The sequence below is a fragment of the Streptomyces sp. SID3343 genome (genome assembly GCF_009865215.1).
Lineage (GTDB): Bacteria > Actinomycetota > Actinomycetes > Streptomycetales > Streptomycetaceae > Embleya.
In genome coordinates this window covers 1-11,884 of sequence record NZ_WWJX01000769.1, presented here as the reverse complement: position 1 = coordinate 11,884, position 11,884 = coordinate 1, and the positions used below count along the sequence as shown (strand labels likewise).

10 protein-coding genes are annotated in these 11,884 nt (G+C 69.9%); 3 read left to right on the top strand and 7 right to left on the bottom strand.

Features of this window, described 5'->3' with window-relative positions; translation table 11 throughout:
• The coding region (locus GT354_RS23380) for an ATP-binding protein (protein ID WP_161358333.1) at nucleotides 1-2,532 on the bottom strand (2,532 nt) is incomplete at its 3' end.
• 668 nt (nucleotides 2,533-3,200) lie between these two features.
• Here GT354_RS23380 and GT354_RS23375 point away from each other — a divergent pair.
• Nucleotides 3,201-4,937, top strand: coding sequence for a helix-turn-helix transcriptional regulator (locus GT354_RS23375; RefSeq protein ID WP_161358332.1), 1,737 nt, complete (start codon nucleotides 3,201-3,203; stop codon nucleotides 4,935-4,937).
• 539 nt (nucleotides 4,938-5,476) lie between these two features.
• On the opposite strand, the gene GT354_RS23370 is transcribed toward GT354_RS23375, so the two are convergent.
• From GT354_RS23370 to GT354_RS23355, 4 genes are all read right to left on the bottom strand, one after another.
• Nucleotides 5,477-6,157: a hypothetical protein gene (locus tag GT354_RS23370; RefSeq protein WP_237535372.1), complete on the bottom strand. Its 681-nt coding sequence runs from the start codon at nucleotides 6,155-6,157 to the stop codon at nucleotides 5,477-5,479.
• Nucleotides 6,158-6,228: 71 nt separating this feature from the next.
• Nucleotides 6,229-6,519 carry a hypothetical protein gene (locus GT354_RS23365; protein WP_161358331.1) on the bottom strand — a complete coding sequence of 97 codons (291 nt, stop codon included), beginning with the start codon at nucleotides 6,517-6,519 and terminating at the stop codon, nucleotides 6,229-6,231.
• A 42-nt stretch (nucleotides 6,520-6,561) separates the two neighbouring features.
• Nucleotides 6,562-7,392: a hypothetical protein gene (locus GT354_RS23360; protein WP_161358330.1), complete on the bottom strand. Its 831-nt coding sequence runs from the start codon at nucleotides 7,390-7,392 to the stop codon at nucleotides 6,562-6,564.
• A gap of 246 nt (nucleotides 7,393-7,638) precedes the next feature.
• Complete coding sequence (locus GT354_RS23355) at nucleotides 7,639-8,295, bottom strand: hypothetical protein (RefSeq protein WP_161358329.1); 657 nt, start codon at nucleotides 8,293-8,295, stop codon at nucleotides 7,639-7,641.
• 525 nt (nucleotides 8,296-8,820) lie between these two features.
• Between GT354_RS23355 and GT354_RS23350 the strand changes: the two genes are divergently transcribed.
• Nucleotides 8,821-10,026 (top strand): S1 family peptidase, encoded by a 1,206-nt coding sequence (locus tag GT354_RS23350; protein ID WP_161358328.1) that lies wholly within the window; start codon nucleotides 8,821-8,823, stop codon nucleotides 10,024-10,026.
• Nucleotides 10,027-10,069: 43 nt separating this feature from the next.
• Here GT354_RS23350 and GT354_RS23345 read toward each other — a convergent pair whose 3' ends face one another.
• Both GT354_RS23345 and GT354_RS23340 read right to left on the bottom strand, forming a co-directional pair.
• On the bottom strand, nucleotides 10,070-10,771 hold the full coding sequence (locus tag GT354_RS23345) for a hypothetical protein (protein WP_161358327.1): 702 nt from the start codon (nucleotides 10,769-10,771) through the stop codon (nucleotides 10,070-10,072).
• Nucleotides 10,772-10,823: 52 nt separating this feature from the next.
• Nucleotides 10,824-11,363, bottom strand: a complete 540-nt coding sequence (locus GT354_RS23340) for an RNA polymerase sigma factor (protein WP_161358326.1) — start codon at nucleotides 11,361-11,363, stop codon at nucleotides 10,824-10,826.
• A 327-nt stretch (nucleotides 11,364-11,690) separates the two neighbouring features.
• Here GT354_RS23340 and GT354_RS56605 point away from each other — a divergent pair.
• A partial coding sequence (locus GT354_RS56605) for a transposase (RefSeq protein WP_161358325.1) occupies nucleotides 11,691-11,884 on the top strand: 194 nt, incomplete at its 3' end.

The following is an 11,884-nucleotide window of genomic DNA, read 5'->3' as shown; positions in this document are numbered from 1 at the left end:
GGCAGGGCGTGGGGTCGGGTGGGGGGTGGGTGTGCCGCTTGCGCGGAGTTCGGCGCGTGCCCGGGCTGCCCAGGGGGCGGCGCCCAGGCGTTCGAAGGTGTCGAGGGCGTCGGTGAGTTGGTGCCGGGATGCGGAGGGGGACTGTGCGCGGCGGAGGCGTTCAGCGTAGGCGAGTCGGATCCGGGCCTGCGTGAACGGCCAGCGGCTTGCTCCCGGGGTCGCGAGCGCGGTGTCGAAGGCCTCGCGGAACGCGGCGGTCGGGGCGGTCATCCCCGTGGCGGCGGCCACGATCGTGGCGAGGCGGGGTGAGAGGTAGGCGACGCCTGAGCGTTGGATGTCGGCGACGTGCGCGCGCGCCTCCGCGGTCCGGCCGGCGCGGACGGCCGCCTCGACGAGGTCGAGCAGGACCCACAGTGCCGCGGGCTTGTGCGAGGGCACGGTCTGCGGCGAGCAGACCTCGACCGCGTGGCGGTAGGCGGTCTCGAACTCGCCGTTGCTCAGCGCGTCGACGGCCTTGGCGTGTGCGGCGAGCTGAAGGACGAAGTTGATGCGGTTCGGTGCCGCCCAGGCCGTCAGGTCGTCGGCGAGGTGCCGGACGGTCTCGCGCTCGCCGCGGGCGGCGGCGACCATCGCCCGGCTGTACTGCAGGAAGCCGCCGAGCAGCCGGTAGTGGTGCCGGGTCGTGACGGCGAGCCCCTCTTCGGTGAGCCGCTGGACGCCGTCCCAGTCGCCGCTCAGCACGCCGTCGAACCCCAGCAGCGCGTACGCCTTGAGTGCCGCCGCGACTGCGCCGCCGCCGCGGCCGTGCTCGACCACCCGCCACAGTGCGCCGCGGCATCCGGCGATCCGGTCCACGTACAGCGCCGCGATGCCCAGCTGTACCGTGTGGGCGTGGTCGGCCTGGTCGCCGATGCCGGCTATTGCCTCGTCGAGCAGCGGGAGCGAAGGCGCCGCCCGTCGGGTGGGCTCGAGGTACGTGGCGCCGAGCAGGCCGAGGACCCGCGGGGGTTCGGGGCCGATCCGGTCGAGGACCGCCCAGTAGTCGTCTGCCAGGTCGGGTCGGGAGCCGAAGGAGCAGTTCGCCTGCAGGACGTAGACGGTCTCGGTGAACAGCGCGTCCCAGGCTGCGACCGGCTGGGGGGTGGTGCGCAGGGCGCCGAGCAGTAGCCGGTGGATGGTGTCGATGTCGCCGCCGGTGTTCACCAGGTAGGAGGCGGCGGCGACGGCGGCCGCCACCGTGTGGCCGTGCCCGCCGTGTTCGGCGAGGTGCGTCTGCGGGTCGGTGAGGTCTCCGGTGACGTCGGCACCGAGGTAGGTCGCGAACATGGCGCGGCGGTGGTGCTCGTCGGGTTCGGGACTCAGCTCGGCGGCGCGCAGGAGGAAGGTGATGGCGCCGACCGGGTCGCCGCGTCCCTTGGTCTTCAGGGCGGCTTCCTCAAGGAGCTGCGCGATCTGCTCGTCGGGTGCCGACGCTGCCTCCGCGAGGTGCCAGGCGCGTCGCTCGGAGCCGGCCGGGTGCCGTCCCGCGAGCCGCCGGTGTGCTCCGCGCCGTTCTTCTTCGGTCGACAGCTCGACGACGGTGGACCGGGTGAGCGGATGCCGGAACCGGATTTCGCGGGTGACCGGGTGGATGCGGATCAGCCGTGCGCGCTCGGCCGGTTCGAGCTCGCCGGCCGGGAATGCCGGGAACCGGTAGCCGGTTCCGTCGAGTGCCGCGAGGAGCAGGTGGGCGCGCGTGTCGGCGGGCAGCGCGTCGATCCGCCGGGCGAAGGTCAGCTGCAGCCGTCGGCCGACCGGTGTGCGCCTGGGCGGAGGTTCGGTCGTCGGGCCGAGAGGCGCCGGGAGTTCGATCAGCGCGAGCGGGTTGCCCTGGGCCTGGGTGATCACCTGCCGGGCCGTCCGCGGCGGCATCTGGGGGAACGCCTCGGCGAGGAGTACCGCCGCGGCGGCTTCGTCGAGCGGTCCGACGGCAATCTCCGCGAGGCCGGCGCCCTCGAACATGCTGCCCTCACCGGTCCGAACGACGCCGAGCAGGCCGATACGCGAGCCACCGAGGCGCCGCGCGAGGATGCCGAACAGCGTGGCGCTCGCGCGATCGAGCCAGTGCAGGTCGTCGACCAGCACCAGCACGCCGTCCCGGCCGGCGGCTTCGGAGAGCAGGGCGAGCAGCGCGTTTGTCAGCGCAAGGTGGTCAGGCGCGGGACCGTGCGCGAGTCCCACGGCGACGCCGATCGCACGTCGCGCGTCGGGTGCGAGTACGGCGGTCTCGGCGGCAAGCGGGGCGACCAAGTGGTGGAGCCCGCCGAAGCTCACCTCCGCCTCGAACTCGATGCCGGACGCACGCAGGACGCGCATGCCGAGCTCGGCAGCATGGGCAGCGGCGGCGTCGAGGAGCGAGGTCTTGCCCACGCCGGCCTCGCCGACGACGAGCATGGCGCCGCTGTCTGTCGCCAAAGCGTCGACGAAGCCGTGCAGTACGTCCAGCTCGCGGGCGCGCCCCACGAGCCGACTGCCCCACATCCACCCCGGCACGTCGCGACTCTACTGGGCCCGCGGACGCCGTCGACAGCGGCGCGGGGCCCGAGGCCGGGGACCCGTTCCGCCCTGCGAACCGGTCGTCCGAACCGGTTCGTCACCTCCCACGTTGCACGTCGGCCACCGGTGGGGCCTGCATGTTTCGCCGACGGGCCCGCCGAGTCGGCGATCGAGCGGCGGACGAGGTGCCATCGCCGTACGTGGTTTCGCTTCCGCCGTCCGTACCGCGTCCTTGGGACGGAACCCGCGTGCTGGGACCGGAATTGCCCAGGGTAGGCAACTCGGTCGACAAGGCCTGCTTTCACGTGACGCGACGTGTCGGCCCGGAGTGCTCGCGCTGTGTCCCCGCCTATGGTGAAGGAGAGCAGCGCGCGCTCTCTCCGCGAAGCGCGGGGACTGCCGTGAGCCGTCGGGGATGCCTACCGCTGCCGGTCAGAGGCCGGCTGGGTCGTCGGGTCGGCCGGGTGTTCCCGCTGCCGGGCTCGTGTTCCGCTGGTCGTCGGCGTTCCAGCTGGCCAGGAGGCGGATCGCGTCGGACGGGTGGAAGGTGCTGCGGTAGCGGCAACGGGCGTTGCCGGCGCATCGGCAACACGTCGGCGCGTAGTGCCACCGGGTCGCCCGGTGGTGGCGTTGAATGGAGGGGTGACGAAGGGGGCGACACCTACATGAGCGATGACATTCCGGGCCGGGACGCGGTCGAGCCGGACGCGGGACGCTACGGGGCGGCGATGCAGGCGTGCTTCGAACGCGCAGGCGCCTCGCGCCGCGAGTTCGCCAAGGCGGCGTTCCTCGATCCGTCCGTGGTCACCCGCTACCTCAAGGGACAACGAGTCGCACCCGCCGAGTTCCTCACCGCCCTCGCAAGATTCCTGGCCGAGCGCGGCGTCCCGCTCGCACCCGAGGAACACCTCGACCTCGACCGGTTGCGCACCGCCGCCCTGGCGGGCAGCGCCAGGCAGCACAACCAGGCCCTGTACTGGAGAGAGGAGACCACACGGCTGACCGCCGCCAAGGAAGACCTCACCGCACGCCTGAACGAGGAACGCGACCGCGGCACCCACGACCGCCGACACGCGGCCCAGGCCCTGGGCGCCCTCGACCTCGAACTCGCCGAACTGAGCGAACGCCTCGAACACACCGACACCACCAGAGCCGAGATCCAGACCCGACACGACGCACTGCACGACCAAGTCCGGGACCGGGACCATCGCCTCGACGCCGCGACCGCCTACATCCGCGAACTCGAAGCCGAACTCGCCGAACACCACGCCACGATCGAACTCCTGCGCCGGGAAGTCGACGTCCTGCGCCACCAGGTCATGGTCCTGAGCCGGGAGCAGCAGGAGCGGCAATGGGCGACACCCGTCCACCAGCATGTTGCCCAGGCGGCAACGCAGGTCACCGCAGACGGCGTGTCCGGCGACCACGACCCACCGGCGCAATCGTGGTCCGGTGGGGTGAGCGCGATGCCGGCCTATACGGGAGACGGGTACTCCCTCGGCGGCCCCGTCCCGCCGGAGGGCGGCACCCGGCGGGACGACTACGACCCACCTGCGCAGCCCTCTGCCGGTGGGGTGACCGTGACCGCGATGCCGGCCTACACGGGGGGCGAGTACCCCTTCATCGGGGGCCCCGTCCCGGCGGAGGTCGGTACCTGGCCGGGCGACTGCGACCCACCGGCGCAGTTGCCTGCCGGTGGGGTGACGGCGATGCCGACGCCCACGGGGGACGTGAACCCGCTCGTCGGCGACTTCGCCGCCGCCGCGGAGGCCAACATCGCGTCCATGGCTTCTACCCAAAGCGCGTTGGAACGCGTCCAGGACGCCGTGCAACGCGTACAAGACGCCGTGCAACGCGTACAAGGTGCCATGGACGACGTCCGAGACTCGCCGCGGAACACCGACGACCCCTCCGCCGTGTCCACTCCCGCCCCTGCCGCCCCGGTTCGGCCGTACGTGCCGTACCAGGTGCCGCCCGGGTACCACGTGGGGAACTTCGTGGGCTGGTCCAGCTTTCTGCTCCAGGTGGTGCTCTCCTTCGGCGTCGCCGCGACGTTCACTGCGGGTCTTCGGGCATCCCCCCGCGCCGAGACCTCGAACCTGATCGTCTACGCGGTCCTGGCGCCGACCGCCCTGCTGCTCGCGACGGCTCTGTTGTCCTTTCCGATGGAAGGTCTGAACGTCACCGTCGGAGAGCCCTTCGAAGCGTGCCGGGTGGTAAGCCCTGCGGCACTGCTGGCGGGCCTGATCGTGCCCTGGCACGTGGATGCCGCGCAGCCCTGGCCCTGGATCGCTGCCCACGTCGGTCTCGACCTCGACAGGCAGCCCTGGCACTGGCTCGCCGACCACATCAACATGGTCCAGCCCTGGCACTGGCTCGCCGACTACGTCGGCCTCGTCTGATCCCGGGTCCAGAGCCATCCTGTTCGCCGTCACGAGATACGACGAGTCGCTGAGCCTGCCTGACGGACGCCGCCCGCATGGCCTCGGAGCTGGGCCTGTACGCGAAGGAGGCCAGGCGCTCGAGGAACTGGTCGACGTCGCGGCGCAGACGCACGCCGCCGACGTCGAAGCCGTCGCACGCGACCGGCTGCGCCTGCTGTACCGCGAACTGGGCTTCAGGCCGCCCGACACGGATCCCGACCCCGATCAGGCATGAGCGCTCGCCTCGACCAGGAAGGGAAGAGGCTGCAGCAGATCGTGCGCCGGGGCAGCACGAGCTCGGTGCGCTACCGGCGCGCGTCCGTCGGCGAGATGTCACTGCGACCACGGATGAGGGCGACGCTCGAGTCGTTTCGGATCGACGTGGACGGAGCGCGGTGTCGGAACGTCGTGTGTGCCTGCTCAGAAGGGCGGATTGTCGGCGTTGCCGCCGGGGCTGTGGTCCGCCTCGACGGAGCCGTGCTCGTCGGTGTGCCCAACCAAGCACACCGTGAACGTGCTTACGGCGGGCCGGTGCCGTCTGCCCACTTGCCTGGTCGGCGGAACCGGCTGCTGGCTCTACCGTTGCTGCGGCCCGGTCTGCGACGGTAGAGCCAGCAGGCGGGAGAGGGCGGCGGCCACCAGAGGGGTGGCGTGCTCGGGCAGGTGGTGGGATGCCCAGTCGGCCGCCAGGGCGACGAAGTCGGAGAGGTCACGATCGACGCCCTCCAGGAGTCGGCCGAGTTCACCGGGCCGTCGCTCTTCCCGGAGTCGAGGGTCAGCCGGACGGTGTCGCCGAGCCGTTCGGCGGTCGGTTCCGGATCGTGGCCGAGCCAGGGCGGGTCGCCGCCGTCGACGACCTCCTGCCATTCGCGCCAGTCCTCCAGGCCGCAGCAGCAGCCGGGCGGCACCACGATTCCCGTGGAGGTGTCCACGACGAGCAGGCCGCCCCCCACGATGGGTTCCTCGGAGGTCAGCATCCCGTGCAGGAAGTATCCGAGCGGGTCGGCCGGCGGGAGCGGGAAGCCCTCCCCGGGGTCGGGGCCGACGTCGTTGCAGCCGACGATGCGCATCATGGCCGTCCCGACCTCGGTGGGAGAGAGTTCATCACCGAGAGGAATGTGGCCGAAGGACTTCGTCTCGGCGACCGGCCAAAAGGCGAAGTCGCCGTCGTGGACATCCACCCTCAGCACGAGCCGCATGGTGATCACGGGCGAAGTGTGCCCCACTCCCCGCCCACCCCGCCCCTCGTTTACGCCCGGACACCCCACCATCAGCCGGACCGAACGGCGAACACAAAGAGCATGTTCGGCTGTACCTCCGTGCGGAGTCGGTCGATCGTGGGGGCCCGGTACGAGCGGACGGTGCTTTCGGCAAGGAGTCGGTGCGCGAGGGGCACCAGTTCGGCGCGGTGTTCGGCGAGGTCGGGATCCTCGGCGTACGCGACGGCCGCGGCCGTCGCGGCGTGGCGCACGTCGGGGTCGTCGTCCCGAAGGAAGGCGGCCACGGCGTGGGAGAACACCGGGCGTATGCCGTCGAGGCCGGGTCGCCCGTCGGCCTCCACGCACGCGTCGTCGATGTCGAGTGCGAGAGAGCAGGGCCTGGATCAAGGCGTGGTTCGGGGCCGCTTGACCGGTGCGTGGTAGTAGTCGAGTTCCCAGCGGGCCCGGTCGGGCGAGGCCCCGCGCGGCAGGGTCCGACGGCCGGTGGCGAACGTGACGTCGCGGTCGCCCATCAGGGCGAACACGACGCGGAGCACCCGGCCCATGGCCTCAATGCCCTCGTCGTAGTACCACTGGGCGACCACGCCCTGGTCGTCGCCGAGGAACGGGCGCTGGAGGAACTCCTGCACCTCGGCGGGCAGGTTCCCCAACACCCCCGAGTCCCGCACGTTCAGGCCCAGGTCCGCCACGACCGCCGGGCGGGCCGGCGGCGGTCCCCCACCCGCGGGGCGGCGCGGCCGGAACAGGCGGGACGCCTTCGAGGGCTTGCGCCCCACCGGGTCCGAGCGGAGCGACCGGTGCTCCAGGGCGTCGGGCTCGAAGCGCAGGCGCTCCACCAGGTACACCCGCTTGCCCTCGCGGACGACGGACGCCGCCCGGCAGGCGCCCAGGGGCCCGAACACGAAGGCCTCGACGAACTCGTCGGCGTCCAACTTCGCCCACCAGGCCAACGTCGTACCGGCCTGCGCCTCCAGGCGCTCGCGCGTCTTGGGGCCGAGCATGTCCCAGCGCTGTTCCCGGTTGGATCCGGACGTGCCGACGGGCAGTTCGCCGGGCGCGTGTATCCGGGCCACCTGTTCGACCGGTCCCGGGCCCGGCGCCGGTTCGGCGACCTCGCCGCCGGTCCGCAGCGCGGGCAGCAACCCCTGGTTCGACGGCAACGGCGGCCGCGGATGCCGCTCGGGTCCCTCTTCACCACGCCACGCACCCGCCATGCCCGCTCCCTTTCGTCGGCCCGTCCGCCCAGTCTGGGCGAACTCCCGTACACGGTGCGAGGTTTCGACAACATGGGGTCACCAACCAAGGGGGACGTTCATGGGCCGGTGTCGTATCCGGATGTGACCACCGCGCACCACGACCCCGACGAGTGACGTGCTCGGCCGACCCGGCGGCCCCGAGCGGGCCCTCCGGGTGGTCGCCGGACTTCGCGTCGGTCGGGCCACGGCGGCCCGGCGGAGCGGTTAGCGGCGTGTGTATTCGTACAGGCAGGCCGTGGTCTCTTTCTCCGGCAGGCCGAGGGCGCGGCCGATCGTGGCTTCGTCGTGGTCGTAACGGGCGGAGGTTGCGGCGTTGGCGCCGGCTTCTCCGACGGTCGTGTGCAACAGCCGTACCGCGCGCAGCGCGGCCAGCGGCGCGTCGAGGGCCAGGACGTCCAGTCGGTCGCCGACCTGTCGGAGCAGTCGGGCGACGTCCTCGGGCAGCTGCATGGCGGCGTGCTCGACCTCCGCGATGTGCGCGGCCCAGTCCCGCTCGCAGACCGCCGGGTCCTCGAGCGCTCTCCACGGATGCCGGTCCTTGGCATCGGATTCGTTCTCGGCGTCGGCGGCGGCACCGTCGAGCTCGGCCACCAGCTCCGGCATCGTGGCGACCGGGTGCGCCTCGCCCTGCCAGCCACAGGAGCACACCGTCCGCAACGCGTCCGCCCTCGGCGCCTTGACCAGGTACTCCCACGACCCGTCGTGATACCGCCAGTCGGTGCTCTCGTAAAAATTGGTACCGCTGCCGATGTCGAAGATCACCGGACGCGGCGTCGAACCATCGACCAACACCACGCCGACCCGGCCTTCGTGCGCGGTCCCGAACTCCCGCGCCTGCCAACCCTGCCTCTGGTCCCTCACACGCGCCTCCTCTTGGTCACGGGCCCCGCCGTCGCGGCCCGTCGTGTTCTTGAGCGTGCCTCACCGGCGCGCGCGTCGAGGGTCGTTCTGCGCGATCGACCCCGCCGAGTGCCCGATTCGGGGATCGCGAGTTCTTGCTCCCGTGACCGCCGACCGCGGGGGCGCTTCGTCGAACGCCCCTCGTGGCACGCCCTCGCTCCGAGCCGTGCGCTCATCGTGTCGTCGGTCGTGGAACCGCGCCCGAGCATTGACTCGTATGTCGTGGGTGCGAGGCCAGCGTAGGAGGCCAGGTGCCCGGCGGTGGGGAAGTTGGTGCCGTTGAATCCTTGTTTGCGATTTCATATCTGGACGCGATTTGATGATATAAAGTATCACTTCCATCGGCGAAGCCCGATTTTTTACGTGAAATCGGAACGGGAATTGGGAAATGGAATCCTATTGACTCTCTGTGGCCGCTTAAATACGCTCTCTCGGGCCAACCGGCGCTCTGGGGGCGCTAAATCTGGGGGGGAAATGAACAGGAATATGAAACGTTTGGTGGCTGCCGTTGCTGCGCTCGGCGCACTGGCCGTCATACCTTTCTCGGCGGCGGCGGACGAACCCGGGCCTCTCTCTGCCGAAACCTTGGCGACCATGACGCCGGAGGCGCAGGGACGACTGCTCGAACCCTTGCGCGCCGCCGCAGATGGGGCGATCAGCGTCGGCCAGGAGCAGTACGCGGACATCTTCACCTCTGCCGAGATGAGTGCGGACTACACCACGCTCCACGTGTATCTGACCGATACGTCGCAGGCCGACGTCTTCATCCGACAGGTTCACGCGAAGTATCCGAAGATCAACACGAAGCTGCTCGACGTGAAGCAGGGGAAAAACTCTCAAGCCGCGATGAAGAGCGAAGCCCTTCGATACGTCGCCAACGAGTCTCTGCCGTTCAAGGTCTATTCTGCAGCCTTCGCGGTGGACGGCGGAGGTGTCACTCTCTCCGTCGACAAACCCAGCTCGGCGAGCGGCTTCCTGGCCTCACGGGAAAGCCTCGACAAGACGGCGGTTGCCCTGGAAATCAGGGTAGAGCAAGGAAGCGAGGGCCGACTGCTGGCCACTCGGGAGAACGACAGCGCCCCCTTCTATGCCGGAGCGGCGCTGGACTGGATCGACGCCGACCGCGCGAACTGCACGAGTGGAATGCCCAGCATCAGCACGTGGGACGGCCGGCAGTGGCTGGTTACTGCAGGCCATTGCTACCCGGTGGGCCAACACGTGTGGACACACGGCGGCACCTATGTCGGCCAGGTCAAGGACAAGAGGCCCGACATCGACGCGGCCTTCATTGAGACTACGACCCGGGCGAACACCTGGGACGGCACAGACGCCGCCGGGTACGCCCGCGCCCTCAACGGTGTCAGGCACACCGCAGTCGGGGACATGGTCTGCAACCTCGGATACAACATCAAGGTCATGTGTAACATCCGCACGGCCGGTGTCAACGTTTGGTCCGCGGGCGATGTCGGGGTCATGGGAATGGTCGGAGGGCAGGTGGACGGCTACCTCGCCGCCGTGGGTGGCGACAGCGGAGGCCCCATAATCACCGTCAACGACCCGAACAGCCGTCAACTCAACGGCATGGTCAGCATCGGGTTCTACTGCGACGACATCAAGCGTTGTCGATCCGTGGGCTGGATAAGCGCGGCCACCATCCAGGACGTCTTTGCCGTCCGACTCAATTTCGCCTGACGTTTCTCGCCGGTGCGACCGTCGTCGCACCGGCGCAGCGTGTTCATGAGCCGGCTGAGAGCCTGTCGTCGAGCGCCACCTTGGAGATCAGCAATGTCGAGGACGTCTCGTTCGACGGAAGCGGCCCTCCTGCGCTCGCCTTGGGCGGAGTCATAACCACGGCCAGGGTGTAATGCGACGGATTTGCCCATACTTGCTGCCAACTCAACTGCCCACACAGCCAATCCGGCGCGGGCTGACGAATCTTGGCAGGCCACTCGTACGCGGGGTCCCAGTCCACGAACCGAAGCGGGCGTCCGGGGCCCAAGGCCCCGGCACGCACCGGACCACCCACCACGACTCCGTCCCGCAGCAGTAGCACGGTCGGGTAGACCTTGGTGGCGTTCAGTCGCATCGGTGCAGGCGCCTCGAGGGTGACGGAGACGAGTGGGGGCACATCCACGTCTGCGGTCCGTTCGATCGTCAACCCCAACAAATCGAACCCATCTAACCGTTCGACCACGGGCGACTCGATCGGCCGGCCACACGTGAACGGGCCCGGCTCCTGTTCAATGCCCGACCCCTGTTCCGCTGGCGACGGGGCGGCGACGGGGGCCGGGCGGTCGGACGGGTCGGATCCGACCATCGTCGTGGCGAACGCTCCCATCACGCACAGCGTCACGGCCACAGCGGTACCCGCCATCTGCAGCCGGCGCCGTCCGCGACGGCGCTGCTCCGCCTCGGCCACCAACTCCTCCGCGGGCATCGGCCGCAGCGGCCGCGCCTGGCCTGCCAGCGTGTCCAGGGCTTCTCGGATGTTATCTCCGTTCGAACTCACGCTTCTCCTCCTCGCTATTCGTCGTGCCGTCGTTCGCCCACGTCCGCCTCAGTGCGCCGCGTGCGTCGTGCAACTGACTCTTGACCGACCCCTGAGTGCACCCCAGGACGTTCGCGATCTCGGCGATGGGCAGATCCTCGAGGTAGTACAGGACCAGACACGTTCGCTGGCCAGCGGGTAACTGCGCCAAGGACTCACCGGTCCACAGGCGCGCGCATACCTGCGTCTCCGGTCCCTCCTGATCGGACGGCGCGTACCGGGTCAGGAAGGCGGGCCGTAGACGCGCCCATCGGCGCGCCCGCCGGAACTCGTCGATGACGACATTGGTCATGACCCGACGGACGTACGCCTCCAACTCGGCGGGATCAGTGGGGGGACGCCCCGCGAGAGTCCGTACCAACGCCTCTTGGACCAGGTCGTCCGCCCGGTCGTCGTCTCCACACAGGACAAAGGCGTAGCGCTTGAGCGCCCAACCCCGAGCAGCCACCAACGACTGCACAGACTCCCCGTCAACTCGCATCCGCCCTCCTCCCACTGAATATTCGAGCCCCGATCGTGCCCATCACTGTCACACCCCCAAGAACGAACAACACGCGAACCGGGTTGGGCACACTTCGAAACCAAGTCCCGGACACCCACCAGAACATGTGCCATGTGCATGACAGGCAGTCCGGCACCTAGCCGATCCCTGGAACGAGGCGCGGTCACTGCCTCGGGCGCAGTCTGCGATCCATGGCCTAGGACCCCGGGCCCGACGAGGCGCTTTTCGAGCTGACCGACGCCGACGATCAAGGGCGGCGGCTAGGAAGTGTCTTCAATCTGCTCGGGTTGAGGCATGATGTCGGGTGTGATTCGACGTCATGAGTTGACCGATGCGGAGTGGGACGCGTTGCGGCCGCATCTTCCGTCGGGGGCGATGGGTCGCCGGCGGTCGGACGACCGGGCGATCCTGAACGGGATCGTGTGGAAGATTCGCACCGGCGTCCCGTGGCGGGACGTGCCGGAGAGATACGGCTCGTGGCAGACGCTGTACACGCGTTT